The sequence below is a fragment of the Pseudomonas sp. 478 genome, from assembly GCF_003254125.1.
GTDB lineage: Bacteria > Pseudomonadota > Gammaproteobacteria > Pseudomonadales > Pseudomonadaceae > Aquipseudomonas.
The window spans coordinates 631,538-658,027 of the sequence record NZ_QKZG01000002.1; the positions used below are offsets into that span (position 1 = coordinate 631,538).

At 57.7% G+C, this 26,490-nt stretch carries 29 protein-coding genes, 3 tRNA genes and 1 pseudogene; 12 read left to right on the plus strand and 21 right to left on the minus strand.

Annotated elements, in window-relative coordinates; all coding sequences use genetic code 11:
* Positions 1–44: 44 nt before the first annotated feature.
* From clpP to DFS28_RS06795, 5 genes are all read right to left on the minus strand, one after another.
* Positions 45–680 (minus strand): ATP-dependent Clp endopeptidase proteolytic subunit ClpP, encoded by a 636-nt coding sequence (gene clpP, locus DFS28_RS06775; protein WP_033057292.1) that lies wholly within the window; start codon positions 678–680, stop codon positions 45–47.
* Between the two features lie 93 nt (positions 681–773).
* Positions 774–2,084, minus strand: coding sequence for a trigger factor (gene tig, locus DFS28_RS06780; protein ID WP_111449082.1), 1,311 nt, complete (start codon positions 2,082–2,084; stop codon positions 774–776).
* Between the two features lie 422 nt (positions 2,085–2,506).
* A tRNA-Leu gene (locus DFS28_RS06785) sits at positions 2,507–2,591 on the minus strand.
* A 54-nt stretch (positions 2,592–2,645) separates the two neighbouring features.
* Positions 2,646–2,721 (minus strand) — tRNA-His (locus tag DFS28_RS06790).
* 40 nt (positions 2,722–2,761) lie between these two features.
* Positions 2,762–2,838: transfer RNA gene (locus DFS28_RS06795), tRNA-Arg, on the minus strand.
* A 279-nt stretch (positions 2,839–3,117) separates the two neighbouring features.
* Between DFS28_RS06795 and folD the strand changes: the two genes are divergently transcribed.
* The 3 genes from folD (at position 3,118) to pbpG (ending at position 6,116) form a co-directional block, all read left to right on the plus strand.
* On the plus strand, positions 3,118–3,972 hold the full coding sequence (gene folD, locus DFS28_RS06800; protein ID WP_008148421.1) for a bifunctional methylenetetrahydrofolate dehydrogenase/methenyltetrahydrofolate cyclohydrolase FolD: 855 nt from the start codon (positions 3,118–3,120) through the stop codon (positions 3,970–3,972).
* A 205-nt stretch (positions 3,973–4,177) separates the two neighbouring features.
* The gene (gene mddA / locus DFS28_RS06805; protein WP_111449083.1) at positions 4,178–4,960 is read left to right on the plus strand and encodes a methanethiol S-methyltransferase; all 783 of its coding nucleotides are present in this window, start codon (positions 4,178–4,180) and stop codon (positions 4,958–4,960) included.
* A gap of 217 nt (positions 4,961–5,177) precedes the next feature.
* Complete coding sequence (gene pbpG, locus DFS28_RS06810) at positions 5,178–6,116, plus strand: D-alanyl-D-alanine endopeptidase (RefSeq protein ID WP_111449084.1); 939 nt, start codon at positions 5,178–5,180, stop codon at positions 6,114–6,116.
* Between the two features lie 54 nt (positions 6,117–6,170).
* On the opposite strand, the gene DFS28_RS06815 is transcribed toward pbpG, so the two are convergent.
* The 3 genes and pseudogenes from DFS28_RS06815 to DFS28_RS06825 form a co-directional block, all read right to left on the minus strand.
* Entirely contained in the window at positions 6,171–6,386 is a 216-nt protein-coding gene (locus DFS28_RS06815; protein ID WP_111449085.1) for a hypothetical protein, read from the minus strand.
* A 17-nt stretch (positions 6,387–6,403) separates the two neighbouring features.
* Positions 6,404–6,610, minus strand: a complete 207-nt coding sequence (locus tag DFS28_RS06820; RefSeq protein ID WP_008148414.1) for a DUF6021 family protein — start codon at positions 6,608–6,610, stop codon at positions 6,404–6,406.
* Between the two features lie 93 nt (positions 6,611–6,703).
* Positions 6,704–7,433 (minus strand): annotated as a pseudogene (locus DFS28_RS06825) (peptidase C39 family protein).
* Positions 7,434–7,600: 167 nt separating this feature from the next.
* On the opposite strand from DFS28_RS06825, the gene DFS28_RS06830 reads away from it, so the two are divergent.
* On the plus strand, positions 7,601–7,768 hold the full coding sequence (locus DFS28_RS06830) for a hypothetical protein (protein WP_165934015.1): 168 nt from the start codon (positions 7,601–7,603) through the stop codon (positions 7,766–7,768).
* 79 nt (positions 7,769–7,847) lie between these two features.
* Here the strand turns inward: DFS28_RS06830 and DFS28_RS06835 are convergent, their stop codons facing one another.
* Both DFS28_RS06835 and DFS28_RS06840 read right to left on the minus strand, forming a co-directional pair.
* Positions 7,848–8,597: a TerC family protein gene (locus DFS28_RS06835; protein ID WP_111449087.1), complete on the minus strand. Its 750-nt coding sequence runs from the start codon at positions 8,595–8,597 to the stop codon at positions 7,848–7,850.
* Between the two features lie 27 nt (positions 8,598–8,624).
* The gene (locus DFS28_RS06840) at positions 8,625–8,867 is read right to left on the minus strand and encodes a hypothetical protein (protein ID WP_111449088.1); all 243 of its coding nucleotides are present in this window, start codon (positions 8,865–8,867) and stop codon (positions 8,625–8,627) included.
* A 134-nt stretch (positions 8,868–9,001) separates the two neighbouring features.
* Between DFS28_RS06840 and nhaR the strand changes: the two genes are divergently transcribed.
* Positions 9,002–9,901, plus strand: a complete 900-nt coding sequence (gene nhaR / locus DFS28_RS06845; protein WP_008148408.1) for a transcriptional activator NhaR — start codon at positions 9,002–9,004, stop codon at positions 9,899–9,901.
* Positions 9,902–9,905: 4 nt separating this feature from the next.
* Here nhaR and DFS28_RS06850 read toward each other — a convergent pair whose 3' ends face one another.
* Positions 9,906–11,060, minus strand: coding sequence for an MFS transporter (locus DFS28_RS06850; RefSeq protein WP_111449089.1), 1,155 nt, complete (start codon positions 11,058–11,060; stop codon positions 9,906–9,908).
* 281 nt (positions 11,061–11,341) lie between these two features.
* Between DFS28_RS06850 and sstT the strand changes: the two genes are divergently transcribed.
* Complete coding sequence (gene sstT / locus DFS28_RS06855) at positions 11,342–12,574, plus strand: serine/threonine transporter SstT (protein ID WP_111449090.1); 1,233 nt, start codon at positions 11,342–11,344, stop codon at positions 12,572–12,574.
* 152 nt (positions 12,575–12,726) lie between these two features.
* Here sstT and DFS28_RS06860 read toward each other — a convergent pair whose 3' ends face one another.
* From DFS28_RS06860 to DFS28_RS06885, 6 genes are all read right to left on the minus strand, one after another.
* Positions 12,727–13,236 (minus strand): DUF1993 family protein, encoded by a 510-nt coding sequence (locus DFS28_RS06860; protein WP_008148402.1) that lies wholly within the window; start codon positions 13,234–13,236, stop codon positions 12,727–12,729.
* Positions 13,237–13,391: 155 nt separating this feature from the next.
* Complete coding sequence (locus DFS28_RS06865; protein WP_111449091.1) at positions 13,392–14,330, minus strand: SdiA-regulated domain-containing protein; 939 nt, start codon at positions 14,328–14,330, stop codon at positions 13,392–13,394.
* Positions 14,327–15,847, minus strand: coding sequence for a glycosyltransferase family 39 protein (locus DFS28_RS06870; protein WP_111449092.1), 1,521 nt, complete (start codon positions 15,845–15,847; stop codon positions 14,327–14,329). The genes DFS28_RS06865 and DFS28_RS06870 overlap by 4 nt, the downstream gene beginning before the upstream one ends.
* Positions 15,848–15,850: 3 nt before the next feature.
* A complete protein-coding gene (locus DFS28_RS06875; RefSeq protein ID WP_008148397.1) occupies positions 15,851–16,129 on the minus strand; it encodes a lipid-A-disaccharide synthase N-terminal domain-containing protein in 279 nt (92 codons plus the stop codon).
* Positions 16,126–16,866, minus strand: a complete 741-nt coding sequence (locus tag DFS28_RS06880) for a glycosyltransferase family 2 protein (RefSeq protein WP_111449093.1) — start codon at positions 16,864–16,866, stop codon at positions 16,126–16,128. Before DFS28_RS06880 ends, DFS28_RS06875 begins: the two co-directional genes overlap by 4 nt.
* Positions 16,867–16,914: 48 nt before the next feature.
* Entirely contained in the window at positions 16,915–17,892 is a 978-nt protein-coding gene (locus DFS28_RS06885; protein ID WP_111449094.1) for an NAD-dependent epimerase, read from the minus strand.
* 304 nt (positions 17,893–18,196) lie between these two features.
* Between DFS28_RS06885 and DFS28_RS06890 the strand changes: the two genes are divergently transcribed.
* Positions 18,197–18,844: a YceH family protein gene (locus DFS28_RS06890; RefSeq protein ID WP_111449095.1), complete on the plus strand. Its 648-nt coding sequence runs from the start codon at positions 18,197–18,199 to the stop codon at positions 18,842–18,844.
* Between the two features lie 140 nt (positions 18,845–18,984).
* On the opposite strand, the gene DFS28_RS06895 is transcribed toward DFS28_RS06890, so the two are convergent.
* Positions 18,985–19,503, minus strand: a complete 519-nt coding sequence (locus tag DFS28_RS06895) for a cupin domain-containing protein (RefSeq protein WP_111449096.1) — start codon at positions 19,501–19,503, stop codon at positions 18,985–18,987.
* Between the two features lie 24 nt (positions 19,504–19,527).
* Positions 19,528–20,367 (minus strand): shikimate 5-dehydrogenase, encoded by an 840-nt coding sequence (locus DFS28_RS06900; protein WP_111449097.1) that lies wholly within the window; start codon positions 20,365–20,367, stop codon positions 19,528–19,530.
* A gap of 245 nt (positions 20,368–20,612) precedes the next feature.
* On the opposite strand from DFS28_RS06900, the gene DFS28_RS06905 reads away from it, so the two are divergent.
* From DFS28_RS06905 to DFS28_RS06915, 3 genes are all read left to right on the plus strand, one after another.
* Positions 20,613–20,984, plus strand: a complete 372-nt coding sequence (locus DFS28_RS06905; RefSeq protein ID WP_111449098.1) for a hypothetical protein — start codon at positions 20,613–20,615, stop codon at positions 20,982–20,984.
* Between the two features lie 235 nt (positions 20,985–21,219).
* Entirely contained in the window at positions 21,220–21,414 is a 195-nt protein-coding gene (locus DFS28_RS06910) for a hypothetical protein (RefSeq protein WP_111449099.1), read from the plus strand.
* Between the two features lie 100 nt (positions 21,415–21,514).
* Positions 21,515–21,697 (plus strand): hypothetical protein, encoded by a 183-nt coding sequence (locus tag DFS28_RS06915; protein WP_111449100.1) that lies wholly within the window; start codon positions 21,515–21,517, stop codon positions 21,695–21,697.
* Here DFS28_RS06915 and DFS28_RS06920 read toward each other — a convergent pair.
* Positions 21,694–22,755 carry an AI-2E family transporter gene (locus tag DFS28_RS06920; protein WP_111449101.1) on the minus strand — a complete coding sequence of 354 codons (1,062 nt, stop codon included), beginning with the start codon at positions 22,753–22,755 and terminating at the stop codon, positions 21,694–21,696. The genes DFS28_RS06915 and DFS28_RS06920 overlap by 4 nt on opposite strands.
* 163 nt (positions 22,756–22,918) lie before the next feature.
* Between DFS28_RS06920 and yegQ the strand changes: the two genes are divergently transcribed.
* The gene (yegQ, locus tag DFS28_RS06925; protein WP_111449102.1) at positions 22,919–24,244 is read left to right on the plus strand and encodes a tRNA 5-hydroxyuridine modification protein YegQ; all 1,326 of its coding nucleotides are present in this window, start codon (positions 22,919–22,921) and stop codon (positions 24,242–24,244) included.
* Between the two features lie 184 nt (positions 24,245–24,428).
* Here the strand turns inward: yegQ and DFS28_RS06930 are convergent, their stop codons facing one another.
* The gene (locus tag DFS28_RS06930; protein ID WP_111449103.1) at positions 24,429–25,295 is read right to left on the minus strand and encodes a LysR substrate-binding domain-containing protein; all 867 of its coding nucleotides are present in this window, start codon (positions 25,293–25,295) and stop codon (positions 24,429–24,431) included.
* 96 nt (positions 25,296–25,391) lie between these two features.
* Between DFS28_RS06930 and DFS28_RS06935 the strand changes: the two genes are divergently transcribed.
* Positions 25,392–26,300, plus strand: a complete 909-nt coding sequence (locus tag DFS28_RS06935) for a DMT family transporter (protein ID WP_111449104.1) — start codon at positions 25,392–25,394, stop codon at positions 26,298–26,300.
* Positions 26,301–26,490: the final 190 nt, after the last annotated feature.

The window sequence follows — 26,490 nt, forward strand, 5'->3', positions numbered from 1 at the left end:
CTGGTGTCGGACGCGCCGACCAAGCCTATTTTGAGCTGCTTATTTTAAGCGGGGCGCTGACTGATCACTTCATCGATCAACCCGTACTCACGCGCTGCTTCTGCACTCATGAAATTATCGCGGTTGGTATCGCGCTCGATTTCTTCAAGAGTGTGCCCGCTATGCTTGGCCATCAGCGTGTTGAGACGCTCACGAATGAAGAGGATTTCCTTGGCATGGATTTCGATGTCCGAAGCCTGGCCCTGGAAACCGCCCAGTGGCTGGTGAATCATCACACGCGAGTTCGGCAGGCAGTAACGCTTGCCAGCAGCACCGGCCGTCAACAGGAACGCACCCATGCTGCACGCTTGACCGATACAGGTAGTCGACACGTTTGGCTTGATGAACTGCATGGTGTCATAGATCGACATGCCCGCCGTCACCGAACCGCCCGGGGAGTTGATATAGAGATGGATGTCCTTGTCCGGGTTTTCCGCTTCAAGGAACAGCAGTTGCGCACAGATCAGGTTGGCCATGTAGTCCTCTACCGGACCAACCAGAAAGATCACTCGTTCCTTGAGAAGGCGCGAGTAGATGTCATAGGCGCGCTCGCCACGAGCAGATTGCTCGACAACCATCGGGACCAGGCCGCCTGCGGCCTGGATATCAGAGTTCTGCTGAATATACGAATTACGGAACATGCTCTGCAGTCACTCCCAAATAGTTATGTCTTGAATACGCATAAGCCAGCACGAAGGCTGGCTTATGGTGTGTACTTCTTACCGCAAAAACGATCAGTCGGCTTGTGGAGCTTCTACCGGCTTGACTGCTTCTTCGTAAGAGACCGATTTGTCGGTCACGCTAGCTTTCTGCAGAACAGTATCCACAACTTGTTCTTCCAGCACAACCGAACGAACTTCGTTCAGTTGCTGGTCGTTCTTGTAGTACCAAGACACAACCTGCTCAGGCTCCTGGTAAGCCGAAGCCATTTCCTGAATCATTTCACGAACGCGGGCTTCGTCAGGCTTGAGGTCGAATTGCTTGACCACTTCAGCCACGATCAGACCCAGCACAACACGGCGCTTGGCTTGCTCTTCGAACAGCTCGGCCGGCAGTTGCTCAGGCTTGATGTTGCCACCGAACTGCTGAACAGCCTGCACGCGCAGACGGTCAACTTCGTTGGACAGCAGAGCCTTAGGCACTTCGATCGGGTTGGTGGCCAGCAGACCGTCCATTACCTGATTCTTGACCTTGGATTTGATCGCCTGACGCAGTTCACGCTCCATGTTCTTGCGAACTTCGGTGCGGAAGCCTTCCAGGCCCGTTTCCTTGATGCCGAATTGAGCGAAGAATTCTTCGGTCAGTTCTGGCAGTTTTGGCTCGGAAACAGTGTTCACGGTTACGGTGAACTCAGCGGCTTTGCCTGCCAGGTCGAGGTTCTGATAGTCCTCTGGGAAGGTCAGGTTCAGAACGCGCTCTTCGCCGGCTTTAGCGCCAACCAGACCGTCTTCAAAACCAGGGATCATGCGGCCGGAACCCAGAACCAGCTGAGTACCTTTGGCGGAACCGCCAGCGAACACTTCACCGTCGACCTTGCCAACGAAATCGATGTTCAGCTGGTCTTCGTTCTGAGCAGCGCGATCGGCCACTTCGAAACGGGTGTTCTGCTTGCGCAGCACTTCCAGCATTTTGTCCAGATCGGCATCAGCCACGTCAGCGCTCAGGCGCTCAACCGCGATACCTTCGAAACCGGCAACGGTGAACTCAGGGAACACTTCGAAAATCGCGACGTATTCCAGATCTTTGCCGGCTTCCAGCGATTTCGGCTCGATCGAAGGAGCGCCAGCCGGGTTCAGCTTCTGCTCAACGACAGCTTCGTAGAAAGAGGACTGGATCACGTCGCCGACCGCTTCCTGACGTGCATCAGCACCAAAACGGCGCTTGATTTCACTCATTGGCACTTTGCCTGGACGGAAGCCAGCAATCTTGGCCTTTTGGGCAGTCTGCTGCAGACGCTTGTTGACCTGAGTCTCGATGCGCTCAGCCGGCACGGTGATGCTCATGCGGCGCTCAAGAGCAGAAGTATTTTCAACAGAAACTTGCATGGATATTCCTCGTTGCACAGACGTTAGCCGGCCGTTTCCGACCCCAGAATCAAGGGCATGCATTCTAGTGGGTCAAACTCAAGAAGTCACCCTACTGAAAACGGGTAAAAAAGCAGCAGGCAATTTATAGGCGGGGACAAACGGTTGTGCCTCGCCCTGTTAGCAAATACAGCCAATCATGCCAGGGCTCTGCACCAATCCTTCTATATATAGAAGGCATCGGCAATCCATCCCTGACAGTCGACCCCACAAGGGGACCAACGGGCGAATCAGCATCATCGAGAAACATAAATCCGACGATCCGAGCCACCCTCTCGACCCAGAACCTGCGGCCGCTTTGAAAATTCAGACTTCTAAAACAAAAACGGCGCAGCCCTTTTCAGGTGCTGCGCCGTTTTCTGCTATTAAATAGCTGTTTGTAATGGTGCGGACGGAGAGACTCGAACTCTCACACCTTGCGGCGCTGGAACCTAAATCCAGTGTGTCTACCAATTCCACCACATCCGCATCAAGCTTTTAAAGCAAAGGCGCCAGACTGTTAATCTGGCGCCTTTCTAAATATGGGGTGGACGAAGGGGATCGAACCCTCGACAACGGGAGTCACAATCCCGTGCTCTACCAACTGAGCTACGCCCACCATATTGCCATGTTGCGTTACTTGTGCCAAAGCTGCCTAATGGCGCACCCGGCAGGACTCGAACCTGCGACCATCCGCTTAGAAGGCGGATGCTCTATCCAGCTGAGCTACGGGCGCCTTGTTAATCTGTATTCTTGGACGATTACAAACTAAGTGCTTTCAGTCTCACCGAATTAAACATCAACTCTGCTCGACCTTCTTAACCAGTGCTAGGCTGTGCCCGACAAGTGCGACGAATGTTATAGGTGACCCTGAAGGTCGTCAACTCTTTTTTAAAAAAAATTCATTTAATTAAAGGGGTTAGGGGAATTTGCAGACCAAGCGCCTTTGCCCTCACCTCATGACATGCGAGAATGCGTTCTCTTTTTTTCCCCTCTCGATGGTTAATCACGCGCAATGACTGCACAACTAATCGACGGCAAATCGATCGCCGCCAGCCTGCGCCAGCAGATCGCCAAACGCGTCAACGAGCGTCGCCAGCAAGGTCTGCGCACGCCCGGCCTCGCGGTGATCCTGGTCGGCAGCGATCCCGCCTCTCAGGTTTATGTCTCGCACAAGCGTAAAGACTGTGAAGAGGTCGGCTTCATTTCCCAAGCCTACGACCTGCCTTCCGAAACCACTCAAGAAGCACTGACCGATCTGATCGATCGCCTGAACGACGACCCGGCAATTGATGGCGTTCTGCTTCAGCTTCCTTTACCTGAACACCTGGACGCTTCCAAATTGCTGGAGCGCATTCGTCCAGACAAGGACGTCGACGGTTTCCACCCTTATAACGTCGGTCGCCTCGCCCAGCGTATTCCGCTGCTGCGCCCGTGCACCCCTAAAGGCATCATGACGTTGCTGGAAAGCACCGGTGTCGATCTCTACGGGATGGACGCAGTGGTTGTCGGGGCCTCCAACATTGTTGGCCGCCCGATGGCAATGGAATTGCTGCTGGCCGGCTGCACCGTGACCGTCACCCACCGCTTCACCAAGGATCTGGCAGGCCACGTCGGTCGCGCCGATCTGGTTGTCGTCGCTGCCGGCAAGCCGGGCCTCGTCAAAGGCGAGTGGATCAAGGAAGGCGCGATCGTGATCGACGTTGGCATCAATCGCCAGGAAGACGGCAAACTGGTCGGTGACGTGATCTACGACACCGCCCTGCCCCGCGCCGGCTGGATCACTCCAGTCCCGGGTGGCGTTGGCCCGATGACTCGCGCTTGCCTGCTGGAAAATACATTGTACGCAGCAGAGACACTGCACAGCTGATTCCGCCGGCGACGTCGAACACACCAGAAACCCCGCCATTGGCGGGGTTTCCTGTTTTCAGACGCAGCTCAAGTAATGCCCCTTAAAGACTGCAGGTCAGAGAAGCAGCGAAAACCCCATACCGTCCTAGACTGATACTCGAATCATCCTCATAAACCGTAGACGCGAATCGGGAAGTACGCGCAAAGCCTGGAAGGCATCACGCATGAAACCTCCTAACCTGACTGGACATCGTTTTTTCGTTTTCTCTGGAAAACTGGCCGGCTTGCTTTACAGCCTCTGCTGCTACCTGTTTTTCCTGCTGACCATTCTCTATCTGATCGGATTTCTCGCAGGTATCGGAGTCCCCAAAGATATCAATTCAGGACCCGGCATCACATGGCCTCTGGCGATGCTGGTTGATGCCATTCTGATCACATTGTTCGCCGTACAACACAGTGGCATGGCGCGAAAAAACTTCAAGCGATGGTGGATGAGGTTCATTCCCGCCACGCTCGAGCGCGCTACCTACGTACTCTCCAGTTGCCTGGTGCTCACCTTGTTGTTTGTGGTTTGGCAGCCTATCGCAACGCCCATCTGGAACGTCGAATCGCCCTGGGGCAAAGGGCTGCTCATCTCACTGTTCTGGCTAGGCTGGGGCATCGCGCTATTGGCAACCTTCCTGATCAGCCACTTCGAGCTATTCGGTGTGAAGCAAGCGCTTGATGCCTGGCGCAAGCGGATCCCCGAAAAGCCCATCTTCAAATCGCCATGGCTCTACAAACTTGTCCGCCACCCCTTATACGCAGGCTTCCTGATTGCATTCTGGGCGACGCCCGAAATGACCGCCGGGCATCTTCTGTTTGCGATACTCAGTACCAGTTACATCCTGATCGGCGCGCATCTGGAAGAAAAAGACCTGGTCGATTCACTTGGAGAGGTATACCAGCGCTATCAGCAGGAGGTCGGAATGCTTGTGCCCAAGCGGAATCAGACCAAAGGGCGCTGAACACAAAACCCACCCACAATCTCTCAGGCACCCACATTGCCTGAGACTAAACCTGGCATAAGTATCTCCCTCCCACACCTTCGCCTCATTTTTTTCATATAAAGCACTCGCCATACAGGCAGCTAGCGCTTTCGTAGCTCATACTCCTAAAATGCGTCGTTTTTAAAGAAACAACCCGTTACAAAACGGCTTATCCACACCTAACGAGTCTGCCAGCGTGAAAATCCGTCTTTCCATCCTGAGCCTATTTTTTGCATTTACAGGGACTTTCACCACGCCAATAGCCAACGCTGCCGACACCACTTCGGCACCGCGAGATACGTCATCACTGAAGATCGCCTCCGGCAGCGCATTGCTGATGGATCTGCAGACCAATAAAGTCATCTATGCCAGCAATCCTGACGTGGTGGTGCCAATCGCGTCCGTCAGCAAACTGATGACCGGCCTGGTCGTGGTTGAAGCCAGACAGAACATGGACGAAATCATCAACATCAACATCAGTGACACCCCGGAAATGAAAGGTGTGTTTTCCCGGGTGAAACTCAACAGCGAAATGCCGCGCAGGGAAATGCTGCTGATTGCCCTGATGTCCTCGGAAAACCGCGCTGCCGCGAGCCTGGCCCATCATTATCCGGGTGGCTACGTCGCGTTCATTGCCGCAATGAATGCCAAAGCGAAAGCACTGGGCATGACCAGCACGCACTTCGTCGAACCCACCGGCCTCTCCCCTCGCAACGTGTCCACGGCCCGCGACCTGAGCAAACTGCTGATCGCTGCGCACAAGTACCCACTGTTGACTGAGCTGAGTACGACCAAGGAAAAAACCGTCTCATTCCGTAAACCCAACTACAGCCTGGGTTTCCGTAACACCGACCATTTGGTCAACAAGCCGAACTGGGACATCAAGCTGACGAAAACCGGCTTCACCAACGAGGCAGGTCACTGCCTGGTCCTGGTCACCAGCATGGGCAATCGCCCGGTTGCGTTGGTGATCCTCGATGCCTTTGGCAAGTACACGCATTTTGCCGATGCCAGCCGTATTCGCAGCTGGGTTGAAACCGGCAGGGGCACGAACGTGCCGTCTGTAGCCTTGCAGTACAAGTCCGACAAGAATCTCAAGCATCGTCAGAGTGGCGTGGTTGAAGCGTCAAAATAAGTAAACGACAAGCAAAAGAAAGCCCCGATTATTCGGGGCTTTTTTCGTCCGGCGTCAGTCATTGGGCAGCGGCATCTGGTCGTCATCCGGAATGCCGTCCCCGGCACTCGGATCTCTCGTGCGGTGGGGATGCTCCGTTGGCACTACCATCGGACGCGCCAAGGGATCCCTTAACGGATCGTTCGGGTCCATCACAGGGTCAACGCTCTCTTGTGGCGTGGTTGGAACGCTGTCCGGACGTTTGTCGTCAAAACTCGAATCGGTAGACATACGCACCTCACTCAGGCTCAGGGTTTCAGATTGGCAAGTGGATCGTAAGGCTTCGCGGGAGCCTTGGTATTGTCGCCCGGCTTCACATCCCTGGGCGCCTTGGCAGGTCCGATGGGGTCGACCTGAGGATCGGCGAGGTCTGGCGAATCGGGATCGAAGCCCAATTCATCACCCGAAGAATGCTCAGACGAATGTGGGCCGACAGGGGTAGTGGAATGTGCCATGGGCGCCTCCTTTGAGTCCGGCCCGGAAAAACCAGGCCCTTCTCCATTAGAGGTCGGCAAAGTGCAAGGGTGCCCGATAAATGACGAACGGACTTATTGCGCGTTCAGCGCTTTCTTCGCCGTGGCGGCTGCCTGCTCCTGACCTGCCTGGGCAAGGTCGCTCGCGGCCTTGAGCCATCGCTGTTGATCGACATTGGCCGGCAGTTGATTCGGCTTCTGAATCAGCACGGCCCAGCCACCGGCATCCTTGAGCGCCGATTCAAACGAACCGAAGCCCATCAATTCCCGATGATTCATGCCCGAGCGCAGCAGCACGGTCTGCTTCTGGCGGTTGTACCCGGCAAGAATGGCGTAACGCGGTTCAGCCCAGAACGCCGAGCCTTCCGTGAAACGCACCATCACCGGGTAACCGGCCGCAACCTGGGTCAACAGGGCAGGCAGATTGCTGTCGAGGGGATAGACGACCATGCCGTACTCGCGAGCGAGGTTTTGCATGTTCTGCTGCAACTGGGCTTCGGCACCCGGCAAATGCAACGGTTTTTCGAGCAAGCCTGGCGTAATCACAATACCTTGTTGGGACAACATGCTGGCCAGCACTTGCGGCCCACTCTGATTCGCCACGCCACGGTAGAACGTACCACTGAGCTCGACTCGCTCCGGCAGGCGCTTGATTTCAGGTGCCACACTCCCCGCGCAGCCAGCCAGACCTGCTACGCAGCCAACGACCAGCGCTAAAGATCGAACTCGAGAAAATACCCGCACCATCATCACTCTCTTGATTTGGACGCCAGGTATTCGCGCTCCCGGCTTGGCCGTCGATCATAGGACGCCGCGCGGCAACGGTATAGCCTTAACCGGCAGATGATGGGATTCGATAGAGCGAACTGATTGGTGACAGCCCACCTTTGGTCAATAGCCTGAAACACAGCAGCGACTAGACTGTCATGTGCAAAGAGTGTGTGCCCGCAGCAGGGCGAAGAGGAGGCACTGATGAGCCTGACAATGACCATAGTGATGTTGATTTCTGGCTGGCTGGCCGTTGCCGCCGCCATGTTATGGGGGGTCCTGCGCATTACCCGCCGGCACCATCATCCGGCTCAGTCGACGCCAGTGGCGAAACCCGATAAAACCGCAGAACAGCACGCTACCGCGCACTGACCGGCACCCCTTAGGTCTCCAGACAAAAACGGCCGCCTGGGCTCTTTCGAGCGCAGGCGGCCGTTTCGTTTAGCGCCAGTTAAGCTTCAGCGGCTATACGCTTCTGCTTCGCCCGTCGCGACATCATGTTCAAACCCTCGATCGTCGCCGAGAACGCCATGGCCGCATACACGTAGCCTTTAGGTACATGGGCGCCGAAGCCTTCGGCGATCAGCGTCATGCCGATCATGATCAGGAAGCCCAGTGCCAGCATCACCACCGTCGGGTTGTCGTTGATGAACTTGGCCAGGGGATCAGCCGCCAGCAACATCACCAGTACCGACACCACCACCGCGATGATCATGATCGGCAAATGCTCGGTCATGCCGACAGCGGTAATGATGCTGTCGATAGAGAACACCATGTCCAGCAGCAGGATCTGACCGATCGCGGCGGCAAAGCCCAGGGTCACGGTCGAGGTGGCCGACGTTGGATCTTCCGGCGCAGGGTCCATGCTGTGATGGATCTCGGTGGTCGCCTTCCACAACAGGAACAGGCCGCCGGCGATCAGGATCATGTCCTTCCAGGAGAACGTCTGGCCGAAGATATCGATTACAGGCTCAGTCAACTGGACGATGAACGCGATGGTGCTCAGCAGCGCCAGTCGCAGGATCAGCGCCATGCCGATACCAATGCGCCGCGCCTTCTGCCGGTGCTGCTCGGGCAGTTTGTTGGTCAGGATCGAAATGAAGATCAAGTTATCGATGCCGAGCACGATTTCCATGACGATCAACGTAGCCAGGGCGACCCAGGCAGTAGGGCTTGCAATAAGTTCTAAAAGGTATTCCATGGGTCAGTCCTGACTCTTTAAGACGGTTTAGATTTCCTGGGACGTAGATTCGGTTTTGTCCGTTTCTTTGGCCGGTTGTTCTTTCTTGCTGATCAGCCCGCCAGTGGCATCACTGATTGCCTGTTCTGCGGCTTTGTGGGTGTCGTCGATCGCTTGTTTGGCGGTTTCGGCAGCCTTGTCCATCAGTTGCTGAGCGCTTTTTTCGGCCTGGTCACAACCGGCCAATACCAGTAAAGACGTGATCAGCAGTGCCGTGGTTTTAAGCTTCATGATGCTTTCCTCGATAGAACAGACAGGGCGAAAAGGCCACCCGTCGATAGCGGGGCATTCTAGGGAGGCAAACACTTCAGGAAAATTCGTATTTTTAGCGGTTATACTTCGGTTTTAACGAACTGTAGGTCGCCATGCTCAACTATCGACAGCTGCATTACTTCTGGGTGGTGGCCAAGACCGGCAGCATTGTGCGCGCCTGCGAGCAGCTGAACCTGACGCCGCAGACCATCAGCGGGCAGATTTCCCTGCTCGAACAAACCTATGGCATCGAGCTGTTTCGCCGAGTTGGCCGGCAGCTGGAACTCACCGAAGCCGGCCGTCAGACCCTGCCCTACGCCGAGCAAATGTTTCAGCTGGGCGGCGAACTGGAGCTGATGCTGCGGGCACAGCCCAACGAACAGCAGATTCTGTTTCGGGTTGGCGTGGCCGATGTGGTGCCCAAATCCATCGTCTATCGCCTGATCGCGCCGACCATGGAATTGAGCGAGCCGCTACGCATCACCTGTCGCGAAGACAAACTCGAACGCCTGCTCGCCGACCTGGCGATCCAGCGGCTCGACCTGGTGATCTCCGACAGCCCGATGCCCTCGCACCTGGACATCAAGGGCTACAGCCAGAAACTCGGGGAATGCGGGATCAGCTTCTTCGCCACGGCTGAACTGGCGGCGCAATACGGTCAGGATTTCCCCCGCAGCCTGCACGGCGCACCGCTGCTGATTCCAGGGCCGGAGACCGTGGTGCGCAGTCGCTTGCAGCGCTGGTTTGCCGAGCAGCAGATACAGCCGCGCATCGTCGGCGAGTTCGACGACAGCGCCTTGATGCAGGCTTTCGGCCAATCCGGCAGTGGGATATTCATCGGCCCGAGCGTGATTGCCGATGAAGTGATACGCCAATACGGCGTGGAATTGATCGGCCAGACCGATGCGGTGACCGAGTCGTTCTACGCCATTTCGGTGGAACGCAAGGTCAAGCACCCCGGCATTGTCGCCATTACCGAAGGTGCCCGACGCGAGCTGTTCACCGAGATGTGAGGTGTCAGGCGCAGACTTCGCGGGGCTTGAAGGTCATCAGCGCGATGGCCAGGAGGATCGAGGCGAGGATAAAAGCGGCCGCCGCGAAACCAAGACCTTGCAGGCCCACACCGTCGATGACCCTGCCGCCGATCATCGCGCCCAGGCCGATCCCCAGGTTAGCCCCGGCAATGTTCAGCGATGCCGCGAACGCCGGCGCTTCGGGTGCAGCCTTCATCAATCGCACGTGGCTGACCAGGAACAACGCTGCCTGAGTCACGCCCCAGATCCCCATCGCCGCTGCCAGACCCAGCGGCGAATGAATGTTCGGCACCAACGCCACCAGGCCGGCGATCATAAACGCGCAGAACATCATCGAAGCCATCAACGGATGACGATCCACGGCGCGGCCGCCCAGTGAGTTGCCGATCAAGCCGACCGCGCCGAAGCCCATCAGGCACCAGCCGACCACCGTGCCGTTGAAACCGGCCAGTCGCTCAAGAATGTCCGCCAGGTAGGTGTAGGCGGTGAACATGCCGCTGAACACCAGGATCGACAGCAGCACATGCCCCACCATTAGCGGGCTGCGCAGGATCCTGAACTGCGAGCGGAAACTGACTTGATGCTGATGCAGATTGGTTTTCGGCAGGTAGATAAACAGCAGCAACGCCTTGGCAAACGCGATCACCGCCAGAAGGCCGAAGGCACTGCGCCAGCCGAACGCATCGGAGATCAATGTGCCCACCGGAATGCCGAACACCGTGGCGCAGACAATCCCGAAACCGATCTTGGCGATGGCGCGACCGGCGTAGTCCGGGCCGACAATGTCCACCGCGGTTTCACTGGCCAGCGCCCAGAACACCGGCAACCCCAACGCGGGGATCAACCGGGCGACGGACATCACCCAGATGTTCGGCGCAAACGCCGCGAGGGTATTGGCTAGGCCGAACATGATCAGCACCGAGATGAACAATTTGCGGCGCTCGAACCTTGCGAAATAGGCGGTCAGGAACGGCCCGAATGCGGCAACCGTGAAGGCGAACAAAGTCACCAGCAACCCCGCCTGGGGGATGCTGACTTCAAGGTCTCGAGCGATCGCCGGCAACAGGCCGACGATGATGAATTCCGTGGTCAGCACCGTGAAACCGGCAGCGGACAACAGAAGGATGGGCAACAGCATGCAGAACTCCAGAAAACGACAACACCAGCGATAGCCCGAAGGCCCACTGGCATGACTTGAAAATGAGGATGGCGAATCTTAACAGAGTGTTTCCGATCAGGGTTGCACGAACCTGCCGATCTCGTTGACCCCGCGGGCGGCAGATCGTCACAGGTCTGAAGGATGAAGACCACGCTGTGATAAAGTCCGCGCCCTGCGATACGTACACCCTGTTCATCGGCCATTGATTGGCATTGATGTCGCGATACCCCCGCACCTAATAAAATCAGAGATGCCGTTTTATGACCGCTTCATCCCCTTCGCTATGGTTACGCCTGAAACGCTTGAGCCTGGTTACACAAATCATCATCGGCCTGATCGCCGGGACTGCCCTGGCCCTGTTCGCGCCGGAGGTGGCGAAGTCCACCGCATTCATCGGCAAAGTCTTCGTATCGGCGCTTAAAGCTGTCGCGCCGATTCTGGTGTTCGTGCTGGTCATGGCCTCGATTGCCAACCACAAGCACGGCCAGGAAACCCACATCCGGCCGATTCTGTTTCTGTATCTGCTGGGAACGTTTGCGGCGGCGGTGGTGGCCGTTGTCGCCAGTACGCTGTTCCCGTCGAGCCTGGTGTTGGCCACTCACGACGTTGCTGTCACCGCGCCAGGCGGTATCAGTGAAGTGCTGCAAAGTCTGCTGTTGAGCGTGGTCGACAACCCGGTCAGCGCATTGATGAATGCCAACTTCATCGGCATTCTGGCGTGGGCGATTGGCATGGGCGTTGCCATTCGCCATGCCGGTGACACCACTCGCGAAGTGCTCGGCGACTTGTCTAACGGCGTGACCCTGATCGTGCGCTTGGTGATTCGTTTTGCGCCGCTGGGCATTTTTGGCCTGGTGGCTTCGACCCTCGCCACTTCCGGTTTCGGTGCCTTGATCGGCTATGTACATCTGCTGGCGGTGCTGCTGGGCTGCATGCTGTTTGTGGCGCTGGTGATGAACCCGGTCATCGTGTTCTGGAAGCTGCGTCGCAACCCGTATCCACTGGTGCTGATGTGCCTGCGCGAAAGCGGCATCACTGCGTTTTTTACGCGCAGCTCGGCGGCGAACATTCCGGTCAATCTCGAATTGAGCAAGCGCCTGGGCCTGCACGAAGACACCTACTCGGTCTCGATCCCGCTGGGCGCGACCATCAACATGGCGGGCGCGGCGATCACCATTACCGTGCTGACCCTGGCGGCCGTGCATACGCTGGGCATCGCCGTGGACATTCCGACCGCCATCCTGCTGAGCATCGTCGCGGCGATCTGTGCCTGTGGCGCTTCGGGCGTGGCGGGCGGCTCGTTGTTGTTGATTCCACTGGCGTGCAGCCTGTTTGGCATCCCCAGTGAAATCGCCATGCAGGTGGTGGCCGTCGGGTTCATCATCGGTGTGCTGCAGGACTCGGCGGAAACCGCGCTGAACTCCTCCACAGACGTGCTGTTCACCGCGGCGGCGTGCCTGGGCGAAGACGAGAAAGCACAACGGTTGGCATAACAATGTACTTGTAGGAGCACGGCTTGCCGGCGATGGCGTACTTGAGATCGCCATCGCCGGCAAGGGCTAGGCGCCCCCCCCAGCTCCTCCAGAGAGCCAACAAAAAGCCCGCCAAGGTTCACACCTTGGCGGGCTTTTTTACGTCGGGAGGTTTAGAACGCGCCCATGTAATCGCGCTTACCGACTTCCACACCGTTGTGACGCAGCAGTGCGTAGGTGGTAGTGACGTGGAAGAAGAATTGCGGCAGACCGTAGCTCAACAGGTAAGCCTGGCCGGTAAAGCGCTTCTCTTTCGGCGTGCCCTGACGGGTGATGATTTCGATGCCTTCCTTGCCGTCGATCTGTTCCGGTTTGATCTCGCCGATGAAGGCCAGCACTTTGGCGATCAGCGCTTGCAGCTCGGCGAAGGTGGTTTCGGTGTCGTCGTACTTTGGCAGTTCAACTTCGGCCAGACGCGCGGAAACGCCCTTGGCGAAATCAACGGCGATCTGCACCTGACGGACCAGCGGGAACATGTCCGGGTACAAACGGGCTTGCAGGAAAGCATTCGGGTCGATGTTCTTGGCAGTGGCGTGGGCTTCGGCCTTGTTCAAAACGTCGCTCAGGGCGTTGAGCATTTGCTTGAAAACCGGAACGGAAGCGGCGTACAGAGAAATAGTCATGGCAGTCTCGTGTTGTGACAGGAGGGAAACGTGGGGCGATTATAGCCATGCACGGTCCCCTGCGGCGGGTCTTTTATCCGCAAGGGGAAACGCAGCGCAAGCTCTGAACGAGCTGCGAAAGTTAGCCCCCTGCCGGCATGAAAACCTCAAATTGATCAGTGTTTTTCTGCACTCGCTGACAGACCGGCCTTCGTTTGGGTGAACCGGTAAAACAGGTTGGGCTCGCTCACAATGTAAAGTTCGCCTTTATTGTCCATGGTCATGCCTTCGGCTTGCGGCAGCGTACGCTTGAGGTCACCCGCCAAGGCGCGCAGAGAGAGAATACTGACGAAGTTACCCTGCTGGTCCAGTTCGGTCAGGTTGCTGGACTCTTCGCTTAGCAACAGTAAGTGGCCGGTCCGAGGATCGTAGTAACCCTCGGAAAGGTCTTTGCTGAAAACGCCGCGGTCGACCCAGGACGTCAAGTCCTTGATACGGATCTGCATTCGGTTGCCAATGGAGCCGAGCATGCCGGTGATTGAGTACAGTTGCCGCGGATCACGCTCCTTGATGGCGAAGATGCGGTCATTGGCCGGGTCATAGGTCACACCTTCAAACCCCTTGTTATGCGCGCTGAGGTTGATCTCAATAGCGAGTGATTCGGTTTGATCCGCACGGATGGGGCCAGCGGTCTCCGGCAGGGTAAAAATGTGCAACCGCTGCTGCCGTTCATCAACGATGACCACCCGCCCTTTGCCCATGTAAGCGATGCCTTCGGTGTCCTCGAAACCGATCAATGGGTAGCGTTCGATCAAATCGCCATCACGGGTCAGCGCCAGAATTTCCATAGGCACACCATTGGTGATACCCAGAATGCGGTCGTGATCAGGGTCATAGGCGAGACCGGACATATCAGTGATGCCCGGAATCGGTTTGCCTTCGACCGCGACCTTGTAGTCTGGCAGCCAGATATTTTTGTCTGGCGCCTGATTGCCATACCAGCTGTTATGCCAGTGCGCGTACAACTGCCCGGGCCAGCCAAAATGAACGAAAACCCCACCAACGCCGACCAGCGCGGCGATCAGAACAATTCCAGCCTTCCTTGCCTTGCTCATACTTTTTCTCGATCCCAGGTAAATCGATAGACATTGACGGGTTGTCGCGGATGGCATTGGCCGTTATCGGCATCGGCGCCGACGATCGACCATTGCGCTCGGGAGGTTTCGCCCAACTCACGCGCGGCCTGAGGATTGAAACACTGGCTCAACAGTTCGTCGGGGACCAAGGCATACGCCTTAGGGTGTTCGCGCAACCACAGTGCCGCCTGCTCGACTGTGGAGCCGACCATCCCGAAGTGCACGATCGGTTGTCGCGCGAACAGCCAATGGCCCTCGCGCCAATTGACCAACACCAGGTCGGCGCCTTGGGTCATGGTCGCCGCTTGCGCCATGATCGCTTCGTGAGGGTTGGGACCGTCCTTGATCGGTTCGATGAAACCGCGGGCAATCCAAAGCGCAAACCAGGTCACGACCAGCGCCTGGAATACCCGCCGACCGCGCGGACGCTGACTGAACCAGCGTTTGAGTAACCAGGGAATCAGCGGTGCAGCCACCAGCACCAGCCCGGGCAGCGCCGGGTAGATGTACAACTTGCGCTTGCCGCTGCTGATACAGAAAAACAGCACCACCAGCACGACCCAGCCCAGCAGCACCAGCACTCGGCCGTCGTGCTTGCGCAGTTGCCGGCGCCAGGCGGGCACCAGCCACGGCAATGCCAGCACCAGCGGCAGCCAATATTGCGGGATCACGTGAACGAAGAAATACCAGAACGGCTCGCGATGGTCCCAGGCGGCGGCATAGCGTCCCGCAGTCTGGCGCAGCAGAATTTCTCGCGCATAGGCGATCTCTTCAGCAGTGCCATTGAGCGCGATGGACAAGGCCAAAGGCAGTAACCAGATCGCGATGGCGCCCAGCATGACCAGCAGTCCCAGCAGCCACTTGCGCGCCTCGCCGGGCATGGCCACCACACCGGGCCAGCCTTTGCGCACCGCATAGGCATACGGAATCAGCATCAGGGCCGGGACGAAGCCAACTCCTTTGGTGATCACACCAATGCCCATGGCGGCGCAGCCCAGGTAGAACCAGCGCCAGGCGGGCCCGAGCAACAGGTGCCGCGCCAGACCGTACATACCCACGGAGGTGAACAGAATCAAAAAGCTGTCGATCTGACCGGTCTGCAGGATGCTGTAGGTCTGATAGGTCGCCAGGTACAAAAGCGCCGCCATCCGGCCGGCACGTTGATGCCATAACCGGCGGCCAAGGTCATAAACCACGGCGGTGACCGTCACGGCCGATAGAAGACCCGGCAGATACAGGGCGATGGAGGGTTTCCCGGTGAGCCAGGCGAAGAACGCCACCGTCCACATGAAAATCGGCGGTTTGTCGCCATAGATCTCTGCCGCACGGTGCGGAATCAGCCACGAGCCGTGCTGCAGCATCTCGAGCGCAACACCAAGGAATCGCTCCTCGTCGACATTCTGCGGCTGACGCAGTCCTAGTCCGGCACCGATCAAAACCAGGGCGAGTACCATCAAACCCAGGCATTCGACCCGGGGTGATAACGTTCTGCGCATGACTCAGTCCTTTAAGTGTTTGCTGCGAGCAATCAACTGCAAATTGCGCAGATAAACGATCGAGCCAAAGGCTTGACCGGCAATGAATACCGGGTCCTCCCGGTAAATGGCATAAGCGAGCAGCAGGGCGCTACCGACGATGCTCAGGTACCAGAAACTCACTGGAATCACGCTGCGTTTCTTGTATTCGCTGTAAAGCCACTGCAAGACGAAGCGACCGGTAAAGGCTATCTGGCCGGCGAAGCCGACCACCAGCCACAGGGTTTCACGGGAGAGATTCATCCTTCGATTTCCTGCGCAGTGGCGTTCAGGCGCGTGCGCCGGATCAGCCACCAGACGCCGATCAGGTCGAGAATGCCCACCAGGGCACGGTCCAGGTTGCCGTATTTGGAGACCCCGGCTGTGCGGTGACGGTGGTTGACCGGGTGAGTGATCATTCGGCCGTTATGGCGCTGGATCAGTGCAGGAATGTACCGATGCATATGATCGAAGTACGGCAGGCGCAAAAACGCCGCCCGCTCGATCAACTTCAATCCACACCCGGTGTCCGGTGTCTGGTCCTTGAGCATGCGGCTGCGCAATCCATTGGCAAACCGTGAGGCCCAGCGCTTGCTCGCGTTGTCGCGGCGGTTGACCCGGTGCCCGGCCACCAACTGAAGGCCGGCCAGCCCTTGTTCACCGCGCACCAGCGCCAACATCCCGGGGATGTCCGCAGGATCATTCTGGCCATCGCCATCGAGCGTGGCCAGCCACTGCCCCTTGGCAGCCAGCGCTGCATGGTAAAGCGAGGTGCTTTGCCCAAGCGAACGCTCATGACGCAGGATCCGCAGCGTGCTCAGGCCATTGTTTTTGATCTGCCGCAGTTCGTGCAAGGTGGTATCGGTACTGCCATCGTCCACGACGATGATTTCGTACGCCTCGTCGGCCAAGGCTGTGCGCACTTCTTCAATCAATGGCTTCAGGTTGTTTGCTTCATTTTTTGCAGGAATCAGTACAGATACAAAAATTTCATGACTCATAGGGTCCCCCCTTTAATCCTTGGTTTCTTATTATCAAGGGCGAACATTTCATCTCTGATAAAAGTGGCGATACCACTTTACAAATTCCGCTACACCCGCCTCCACCGTCACCTGAGGGTGGAAGTCGACCCATTGGGTCAATGCCGATACGTCAGCCCAAGTCTTGACCACATCGCCAGGCTGCAGTGGTAGAAAGTTGCGTTGCGCTTTGATCCCCAGCGTCGACTCCAGACAATCGACGAACTCCAGCAGTGCTACCGGCATGCCACGCCCGATATTGAAAATCCGGTTAACGCCGTCGCCCTCCCCGTCCGGGATCGGCGGCCGAAGGCGCAAACGGGCGACACTTTCGACAATGTCGTCGATGTAAGTGAAGTCGCGCGCCATCTGGCCGTGATTATAGATATCAATCGGCAAACCGTTGAGGATCGCTTCGGTGAACTTGAACAGCGCCATGTCGGGGCGCCCCCAAGGTCCGTAAACGGTAAAAAAGCGTAGGCCGCTGGCCCTCAGGCCATACAAATGACAGTAGCTGTGAGCCATCAACTCATTAGCACGTTTGCTGGCCGCGTACAGTGAAATGGGATGATCGACAGCGTCTTCAATACTGAATGGCATTTTGCTGTTGGTACCGTACACCGAGCTGCTTGATGCATAGATCAGGTGCTCGGGACGATAGTGACGGCAAGCTTCCAGCACATTCAGAAAACCCACCAGGTTCGATTGCGCGTAGACGTCCGGGTTGTCCAGCGAATAGCGAACACCCGCCTGGGCCGCCAGGTGCACAACCTCGGTAAAACGATGTTCGTTGAACAACGCCATCAGTGCCGGTTTGTCGACGATATCCAGAGTCTGAAAACGAAAGCCAGGCAAGGATGCAAGGTCGTTAAGCCGTGCACGCTTGAGTTCAACACTGTAATAGTCGTTGAGGTTGTCGATGCCGATGACTTCAAGGCCTTCCCGGCACAAACGCTTAACAGTGTGATACCCGATGAAGCCGGCGGCGCCAGTGACCAGAACAGTCATTGGGAGTTCGCGCCGATCAGCGCATTGTTCTTGGCCAATACCCACGTCAGCTTCATGCTTTGCTCCATAGTCCAGTCAATAAGGCTTGTATCGTCGATGGGAGAACTACCAGATGCCCGCAATCAGGCCCGCCAGCTCTCGGCATGCATACGTTGCTCGCTGGATTGTAAAAATAGCGTTAATTATTCATTTAGGTTTTGTGACGATAGCAAGAACGCGTGACGAATTCAGTTGCCATTGACACACGTCAATCTACAGTGCATGCCAGCAGGAGAAAAATTGACCCCGGGAAGGACGCAGAACCATGAGTACTGAGCAAGAGACAACGTTCGACGAGCCGCAGCTTAACAGCACGGAAATCCGGATACTGGGCTCGTTGATCGAGAAACAGGCCACCAGCCCGGAAACCTATCCGCTGACGCTCAATGCGCTGGTGATTGCCTGCAACCAGAAAACCAGCCGCGAGCCGGTGATGAACCTGACCCAGGGTCAGGTCGGCCAAAGTCTGCGCGCCCTCGAAGGTCGCGGCTTTACCAAACTGGTGATGGGCAGTCGTGCGGATCGCTGGGAACACAAAGTCGACAAGGCACTGGAACTGGTGCCCGCTCAAGTGATTTTGACGGGGCTGTTATTCCTTCGCGGCCCACAAACGGTCAATGAACTGCTGACCCGCAGCGGCCGCATGCATGACTTTGAAGATGCCGAACAGGTGGTGCATCAACTGGAACGGCTGATTGCTCGCGATCTGGCACTGCTGATTCCGCGCCAGGCCGGTCAGCGGGAAGACCGCTATATGCACGCCCTGGGCGACCCGGCGGACATCGAAGTGATCCTGGCGGCACGGCAGAACCCGACCGAGCGTGGCGCGGGTGGCGGCGTATCGGTTGAGCGGATCGAAGAGCTTGAGGCGCGAATTGCGGCGCTGGAAGAGCGACTGGCCCGCCTCGAATAAACTAACAACAAAGATCGAATGTGGGAGCGGGCTTGCTCGCGAAGGGGCCATAACATTCACCATCTTGGGTGACTGTCATACCGCTTTCGTCGGAACGCCGCCCGGAGCAAGCCCGCTCCCACATTAGGTTCGCGGTGCTTCTATTCGCCGTCCCAGTAATCCACGCCGTCGGCCGGCCGGGCGATGGCGACGAAGCCCGAGGCATTGCCCTCGGCATCGACCTTGAAGTCGTCCATCACCGCATACTTGCCGGAATCCGGGTACTCGCAAATCTCGGGGGATTGTTGGGTGCTGACCGCCAGGTAGCGCAGCTCAGCGTTGCTGGTGTTGATGATCTGGTGCGCGGCTTCAGGGCCGCCCGGCGGGCAGGCAATGACATCACCGGCGCGAACGGGAAAGCGCTCGGCGCCCAAGCGAATCTCCCCTTCCCCGGCCACGATGTAAAACATTTCCTCATTGACCCGATGACTGTGAAACGGGCTGCCACGCATCCCCGGTTCCAGCGCGTACAGGCGATAACCCAGCTTCTGCGCGCCAAGTTGCTGGCCGATGCGCGCCTGCCGTTGCCGATAGCGGTCGGCGGTGTCTCCCGTCGGGGCAAACGCTTCGGGCAGCGGCTCAAGTTCGGCCTGATCCAGATTAAGAATGGCAGGATGCATGAGTCACCTCAGTCACGGTTTCGCTTATTGGGCAGCAGGATGGCCATGGCCACTGCGGGCAAACTCCACGGCGTTGTGAAACTGCTCATCGGTCGGCCGCACGCCGGTGTACAGCACGAACTGCTCCAGCGCCTGGATCGCGATCACTTCCAGCCCGGTGATCACTCGCTTGCCTTCAGCACGAGCGCGCACAATCAACGGTGTTTCCGAGGGGACTGCCACGACATCGAAGACAGTCTCGGCAGCAGCGATGGTTTCAGCATCGAACGCCAACTGATCGGCCTCAGGGCCGTTCATGCCAATCGGTGTGACGTTGATCAACATCTGCGGCCGCTCCGAGCCCAGCACCGCTTGCCATCGATAGCCCAGCGATTCGGCCAACGCCCGCCCGGTGCGCTCGTTACGGGCAACAATCAGGCCATTTTTGTAGCCGCCATCCCGCAAGGCACTGGCCACAGCCTTGGCCATGCCGCCGCTGCCGCGCAGGGCAAAGGTCAATTCCTTCGGCACCTGGTGGGTGTCAAGCAACTGGGCGATCGCGATGTAGTCGGTGTTGTAAGCCTTGAGATGGCCATTAGTGTTAACGATGGTGTTGATCGATTGAATGGCCGCAGCGGAGGGGTCCAGTTCATCGACCAGCGCAATGCACGCCTCCTTGAACGGCATCGACACGCCGCAACCTCGAATCCCCAAGGCGCGAATGCCGCCAACGGCACCGGGCAAATCCTGACTGCTGAAGGCCTTGTAGTAAAAATTCAGGTTCAGTTGCTCATACAGATGATTGTGAAACCGCAGGCCGAAGTTCCCGGGACGTGCGGAAAGCGACATGCACAGCTGGGTGTCTCTGTCGGGGTTCATCTGCATGAAAAATCTCCTTCAATAGCACTTTCGGATGGACGGGATTAGCCAATCCATCGGGTCTGATCGATCATAACGGTGTGTCTGCACGAAGCCTCACTGAACCGTAAAGAAGCGAGTACAGACCTTACACAAAATTTACCCAACGGCTGTGCTGATTTTGAAAAAAACGCTGTCTTAGAAGTATCCCCGCGACAATCCTTGAGTCTATTGCAGACACAAGCGCTGGGGCGAAGAACCGAGGAACTATCATGATCCGTAAAATCCCCACAGTAGCCTTGCTGATCGGTGCGCTTGCTATCGCAGGGCAGGCAGAAGCTGGCGGCGGTCACGGCGGTCACGGTTGGGAAGGACCGGCGGTATTTGGTGCGATCGTTGGCTCGGCCATCGTCGGTTCAGCCCTCATCAACAGCAATCGCCCGGTCTATGTACAGCAACCGGTTTACGTTCAGCCACAACCGGTTTACTACGGCCCGCCACCGGTTTATTACCAGCCGGCACCGGTCTACGTGCAGCAACCGGTCTATTACGGCCCACCGCCGGTTTATTACGGCCCACCACGTGGTTATTACGGTCCACCGCGCGGTTACTACGGCCCTCCCCACGGTTATGGCCGCTGGTAACGGAATCATCAGGCCTCGCCTCAACAGCGGGGCCTTTTTTGTGACCGTCCGTCGGCAGAGGTCTGGATAAATCTCGCCAAGGTCGCTGTCGGGACAGTCTTTGCGGCGCAAGTTGGCAAGATTGACTCGCCATCCTTCCCCCGCTTTGGGGAAAACGGTCATATTTATGTCATGTCGGGTCCGCACTCTTGGATCTGTCCGTTAACAACAGGTTGATAAAAACAAGGACGACCTTATGCCCACGCAAAACCCGCACCGCGTTGTCGGCTTGTGCACTTCCAGCAAGGTGTACAACGCATTGACCGAACTCAAGCACCTGGAAGGCCATCGCAGCGCCAAGTTTCTTTCGCTGCTGGCAGAAAACCTGGTGCGAAAAGGCCTGCTCAACGAGCAGGAAGTGGTTCATATGCTGGACCTGGTGGTCGACTGAACCGATGACTCATTGACATCAATGACGACTATCGAAAGCGTTGATTGTCCGTTCAAGCGTCCGTTCCGTAAGGTGGCTCCATCGATTGATGGAGGTACTTATGTCCCAGGTTCAGATCATGTCCGTTATCGGCAGTGCCGTTCCCGCACCGCTCAGAGAGCTAGGATTGCTCGCCTGTTGGTATCTGGTGCAGGACGGCGAACCGATCAGCGGTCCGCTCACCTCGCTGCCAGCCGCCCAGGCACTGTCGCAACGCATCGGCCGAGGCCAACTCAGCGCTTAAGGCAGCTGCACCCGCGGCTTGGTTTCGATGAAAATTGCCCAACTCGACATGAACAGCGCAGCGATCAGCGGCCCGATCACAAAACCATTGAGGCCGAAGATCGCCAGACCGCCAAGGGTCGAGATCAGGATCAGGTAGTCCGGCATCTTGGTATCCTTGCCCACCAGGATCGGTCGCAGCACGTTATCCACCAGGCCGATCACAAAAATCCCGAACAGCACCAGCACCACGCCCTGCCAGATCGCTCCGGTGAACAGGAAAAACGCCGCCACCGGCGCCCAGACAATCCCCGCCCCCACCGCTGGCAGCAGCGACAGAAACGCCATCAGCACCGCCCAGAGCAACGCGCTCGGAATATCCAGAAACCAGAAAATCAAACCGCCCAATGCGCCCTGCGTGATCGCCACCAGCAGGTTGCCCTTCACTGTCGCCCGTACCACACGATTGAACTTGAGTTGCAAACGGCGTTTCTGGTTGTCCTGCAGCGGCACAGCGGCGCGCACTTTGCGGGCCAGTTCGGCGCCGTCCCGCAGAAAGAAGAACAACAGGTAGAGCATGATGAAAAAGCTCACCACGAAATCGAACGTACCCTGACCAAAACTGAAGGCTTTGTTGGCAATGAACTCATTGCCTGTCACCGCACTTTTGATGATTTTCTCCCGCAGCCCGTCCAGCTCGCCTACCCCGGCCCGATCGAGCAAGTGCTGGAAGTACGGCGGCAGGCTGTGTTTGAAATGCGTCACGTACCCGGCGATGTCCAGTTCGCCACTTTCGATGCGGTGGTAGACCGAGGCCCCTTCTTGAATCAGCAAGATACTGAGGACAATCACCGGCAGGATCGCGATCAACAGACAGATGCTCAGGGTGAGCAGCGACGTCAGATTGCGTTCCCAGCCGAACTTCAGTTGCAGTCGTCGGTGCAGGGGTGCGAAGAGGATGCCGAGGATCACCGCCCAGAACACCGCGCCGTAAAACGGCAGCAAAATCCAGATGAAGGCGACGGTGACCAGCCCCAGCAAAATCACCAGTGATTTGTTTTGTACTGTCTCTTCGTTCATGTCCGATCCATGTCAGTCCGCAAGGACACAATGTCGCGTCCTGATGCTTAGTCCGCCACGGTTCGCGCGAGTGCCATCCGTTTGTTCATCAAGCATAGATCCAGATCAATGAAACTCGCGGGCAAGCCGCTTACTCTCGGCGGCTTTTGTGACCGACTCTGCCATGACTCTCCTGCCTCCAGAACTGCTCGCCCCCGCCGGCACCCTGAAAAACATGCGATATGCCTTCGCCTACGGCGCCGATGCGGTGTACGCCGGTCAACCGCGCTACAGCCTGCGGGTGCGCAACAACGAATTCGATCACGCCAATCTGGCCCTCGGCATTCACGAGGCCCAGGCCCAAGGCAAGCGTTTCTATGTGGTGGTGAACATCGCCCCGCACAACGCCAAGCTTAAAACCTTCCTCAAAGACCTGGCGCCGGTCATTGCCATGGCGCCGGACGCGCTGATCATGTCCGACCCGGGGTTGATCATGCTGGTCCGCCGGCATTATCCGCAGATGCCGATTCACCTGTCGGTACAGGCCAACACGGTGAACTGGGCCAGTGTCGAGTTCTGGCAGCAACAAGGTTTGAGCCGGATCATCCTGTCGCGGGAGCTGTCCCTGGAAGAAATCGCCGAAATCCGCGAGCAAGTCCCGGCGATGGAGCTGGAGGTGTTCGTCCACGGCGCCTTGTGCATGGCCTATTCTGGTCGCTGCCTGTTGTCGGGTTACATGAACAAGCGCGATGCCAATCAGGGCAGTTGCACCAACGCCTGTCGCTGGAAATATTCGGCGCAAGAGGCCACTGAAAACCAGCTCGGCGAAATCGTGCAGACCTTCCAGCCCGAACCGACCCTGGGCATCGGCGCCCCGACCGATCAGGTGTTCCTGTTGCAGGAAGCCAATCGGCCCGATGAACTGATGCCGGCCTTCGAAGACGAACACGGCACTTACATCATGAACGCCAAGGACCTGCGCGCGGTGCAGCATGTCGAGCGCCTGACGCAGATGGGCGTGCACTCACTGAAAATCGAGGGTCGGACCAAATCCCATTTTTATTGCGCACGCACCACTCAGGTGTACCGCCGGGCGATCGACGACGCGGTGGCCGGTCGCGAGTTCGACCGCAGTCTGATGACGGATCTGGAATCCCTCGCCCAACGCGGCTACACCGAAGGTTTTCTGCGGCGGCATGTGCATGACGAATACCAGAACTACCAGCACGGCAGTTCGGTGTCGGAGCGGCAGCAGTTTGTCGGCGAGCTGACCGGCGAGCGGCGTGACCGGATGGCGGAGGTCAAGGTGAAGAATCGATTTGGTTTGGGCGACCACATGGAACTGATGACGCCCAAGGGCAACTTCCAATTCGACTTGCATCAACTGCAAAACGTTAAAGGTGAACCGATCGAGGTGGCGCCGGGGGATGGGCACACGGTGTATTTGCCGATTCCGGATGCGGTGGATTTGCAGTTTGGGTTGTTGATGCGGGATGTGGGCATAGTTTAGATCCACCCCTCACCCTAACCCTCTCCCAGAGGTAGAGGGGACTGACCGAGTTGTTCTAGAGCTACATCGACCTGAAATTCCGAGTCGAACTCAGGTTTGAAAGGCTTGAAGATCGGCCCCCTTTCCCCCTCTCCCCGTTGGGGAGAGGGCTGGGGTGAGGGGTGGCTTTCAGACCCGACGCCTATTACGCCGTGAACTCTTCGCGCAACATCCCCACAAACGCCTCTCGCGCCGGGTGAACCCCGGCGTTTTCATGCCAGTAAAACAGATTGTCGATCGCCATCAGCTCGGGGAACTCATACCCCGCACAACCCGCCCCCTTGGCGTACTGATCAAACACGCCTTTTGGCACCAGCGCGACACCCGCCCCGGCACTGACACAGCCGACAATCGCCCCGTAACTGGCCAGGCTGACAATCGGCAACGCCTGCCCCTGCCGCAGCAACCAATGTTCCAGCGCCGCCCGATAGGGACAGCCCTGAGGCCACATGAACACGGTCTTGTCCTGCAAATCCGCGATGTCACGCACCGGCCCCAGTGAAGTCGAGGCGATCAATAAAAGCTCCTCGCGGTACATCGGCGTGCGCTTGAGGTGTGAGCGCTCGACATCCACGGCGACGATCGCGCCGTCGAGACGATGATTGAGCGTGTCGTCGAGCAATTGGCTCCAGGTGCCGGTGGTCAGTTCCAGCGCAACGCCGGGGAAACGCTTGTGGAATTTCGCCAGCAACCGCGGCAATCGACCGGTCGCCGACGACTCGATGGCGCCAATGCGCAACGGCCCGGACGGCTCGGCCGAAGGGTCCACCGCGCGCTTGGCTTCTGCCGTCAGGGCGAGAATTTTCGAGGCATAAGCCAGAAAGGTCTGCCCCGCCGGGCTGATTCGCAGCCCTCGGCCCTCGCGTAGAAACAGCGCGACACCCAGCTCCGTTTCCAGGGACTTGATCCGTGCCGTGATGTTCGACGGCACGCAATGCAATAGCTCGGCTGCCCGAGCGATGCTGCCGACCTCGGCGACGGTCTTGAACATACGTATCTGTGCCAGCTCCATACGTCACCAAAAGTGAAGAGTTGACGCACTATAAGTCAGTTGTGGAGAACAGTTAGGCTTCTGATACTGGGTGCATCCGCCTACAGGTGCCCGATCATGAAGCCACTCACGCCCTCCCCCGGCTCCCCCGTCAAAATCTTCCTGGCCATGGCATTTGTGGTCGGCTGCTGGGGTTACTCACCGACCGGCATTCACATCGGTTTGCAGGCCTATGATCCTGGTCATCTAGCCCTGCTGCGGTTTCTGCTGGCATCGGCATTCATGGCGGTGGTCGCAGTGTTCCGAGGCATTAGCCTGCCGAAAACTCGTGACCTGCCGCTGCTGTTCGCGCTCGGATTTTTTGCCGTGAGCCTGCACCATGTCGCGTTGAATTTCGGCCAGCAAAGTATCAGCGCCGGAGCCTCGAGTGTGTTGGCGCAATCAACGCCGTTGTTCAGCACGTTGCTGGCGCGTTTCGTGTTCAAGGACCGGGTGAGCGTGTGGCGCTGGGGCTGCGTTTTTCTGGGATTGATCGGCGTGGTGATGGTGGTGGCCGGTGACCACGGATTGGGGAGCATCGACGCCCATGGATGGCTGATTGTGTTAGCGGCGGTGTCATGGAGTTTTTACTTTGCCTTGCAGAAGCATTACTCGCGGCGCTACGACGGGCTGACATTGGTGTGTTACACGGTTTGGTTCGGGACGCTGCTGCTGTTGGTTTATCTCCCGGGACTGGTGAGCCAGGTCATCACCGCTCCAGTTGAAGTGCAGCTTGCGGTCATCGGGCTGGGCATTTTCCCAAGTGCCCTGGCGTATCTCGCCTGGGCCTATGTGCTGACTCATGTGGATTTGAGCCGCGCGACGATGACGCTGTATCTGATTCCACCGACCGCCATGGCAATTGCCTCTTTTGCAATGGGCGAGCGGCCGACGTTGATGATCGTTGCGGGAGCGCTGGTGGTGCTGGTCAGCGTGTTGGCCTTGAATCTGGAGCGCAGGCCGGTGGTTCAGGTGGCTAGCGTCTGATGATCGATCTGTGTTGAGGCGCAGAACCTGTGGGAGCGAGCCTGCTCGCGATAGCGGTCTTACATTCAACATCAATGTTGGCTGACCAGACGCTATCGCGAGCAGGCTCGCTTGTATGGTAGGACTTGAAGGGAGGAGGAGGGACAAGGCTCGATTCTGACTGTTGACGCAGTACAGACCGTGGGAGATT

Coding starts and splice junctions, on each gene's coding strand:
- DFS28_RS06930 (WP_111449103.1), bottom strand. CDS start 25,295: ATGGAGCTGGCACAGATACGTATGTTCAAGACCGTCGCCGAGGTCGGC.
- DFS28_RS06905 (WP_111449098.1), top strand. CDS start 20,613: ATGATCCGTAAAATCCCCACAGTAGCCTTGCTGATCGGTGCGCTTGCT.
- DFS28_RS06850 (WP_111449089.1), bottom strand. CDS start 11,060: ATGCTGTTGCCCATCCTTCTGTTGTCCGCTGCCGGTTTCACGGTGCTG.
- DFS28_RS06890 (WP_111449095.1), top strand. CDS start 18,197: ATGAGTACTGAGCAAGAGACAACGTTCGACGAGCCGCAGCTTAACAGC.
- DFS28_RS06910 (WP_111449099.1), top strand. CDS start 21,220: ATGCCCACGCAAAACCCGCACCGCGTTGTCGGCTTGTGCACTTCCAGC.
- sstT (WP_111449090.1), top strand. CDS start 11,342: ATGACCGCTTCATCCCCTTCGCTATGGTTACGCCTGAAACGCTTGAGC.
- DFS28_RS06840 (WP_111449088.1), bottom strand. CDS start 8,867: ATGAAGCTTAAAACCACGGCACTGCTGATCACGTCTTTACTGGTATTG.
- DFS28_RS06875 (WP_008148397.1), bottom strand. CDS start 16,129: ATGAATCTCTCCCGTGAAACCCTGTGGCTGGTGGTCGGCTTCGCCGGC.
- DFS28_RS06920 (WP_111449101.1), bottom strand. CDS start 22,755: ATGAACGAAGAGACAGTACAAAACAAATCACTGGTGATTTTGCTGGGG.
- DFS28_RS06935 (WP_111449104.1), top strand. CDS start 25,392: ATGAAGCCACTCACGCCCTCCCCCGGCTCCCCCGTCAAAATCTTCCTG.
- DFS28_RS06865 (WP_111449091.1), bottom strand. CDS start 14,330: ATGAGCAAGGCAAGGAAGGCTGGAATTGTTCTGATCGCCGCGCTGGTC.
- DFS28_RS06830 (WP_165934015.1), top strand. CDS start 7,601: ATGAGCCTGACAATGACCATAGTGATGTTGATTTCTGGCTGGCTGGCC.
- nhaR (WP_008148408.1), top strand. CDS start 9,002: ATGCTCAACTATCGACAGCTGCATTACTTCTGGGTGGTGGCCAAGACC.
- clpP (WP_033057292.1), bottom strand. CDS start 680: ATGTTCCGTAATTCGTATATTCAGCAGAACTCTGATATCCAGGCCGCA.
- DFS28_RS06860 (WP_008148402.1), bottom strand. CDS start 13,236: ATGACTATTTCTCTGTACGCCGCTTCCGTTCCGGTTTTCAAGCAAATG.
- folD (WP_008148421.1), top strand. CDS start 3,118: ATGACTGCACAACTAATCGACGGCAAATCGATCGCCGCCAGCCTGCGC.
- DFS28_RS06900 (WP_111449097.1), bottom strand. CDS start 20,367: ATGCAGATGAACCCCGACAGAGACACCCAGCTGTGCATGTCGCTTTCC.
- DFS28_RS06885 (WP_111449094.1), bottom strand. CDS start 17,892: ATGACTGTTCTGGTCACTGGCGCCGCCGGCTTCATCGGGTATCACACT.
- DFS28_RS06880 (WP_111449093.1), bottom strand. CDS start 16,866: ATGAGTCATGAAATTTTTGTATCTGTACTGATTCCTGCAAAAAATGAA.
- DFS28_RS06820 (WP_008148414.1), bottom strand. CDS start 6,610: ATGGCACATTCCACTACCCCTGTCGGCCCACATTCGTCTGAGCATTCT.
- DFS28_RS06870 (WP_111449092.1), bottom strand. CDS start 15,847: ATGCGCAGAACGTTATCACCCCGGGTCGAATGCCTGGGTTTGATGGTA.
- DFS28_RS06895 (WP_111449096.1), bottom strand. CDS start 19,503: ATGCATCCTGCCATTCTTAATCTGGATCAGGCCGAACTTGAGCCGCTG.
- tig (WP_111449082.1), bottom strand. CDS start 2,084: ATGCAAGTTTCTGTTGAAAATACTTCTGCTCTTGAGCGCCGCATGAGC.
- DFS28_RS06815 (WP_111449085.1), bottom strand. CDS start 6,386: ATGTCTACCGATTCGAGTTTTGACGACAAACGTCCGGACAGCGTTCCA.
- mddA (WP_111449083.1), top strand. CDS start 4,178: ATGAAACCTCCTAACCTGACTGGACATCGTTTTTTCGTTTTCTCTGGA.
- DFS28_RS06915 (WP_111449100.1), top strand. CDS start 21,515: ATGTCCCAGGTTCAGATCATGTCCGTTATCGGCAGTGCCGTTCCCGCA.
- DFS28_RS06835 (WP_111449087.1), bottom strand. CDS start 8,597: ATGGAATACCTTTTAGAACTTATTGCAAGCCCTACTGCCTGGGTCGCC.
- yegQ (WP_111449102.1), top strand. CDS start 22,919: ATGACTCTCCTGCCTCCAGAACTGCTCGCCCCCGCCGGCACCCTGAAA.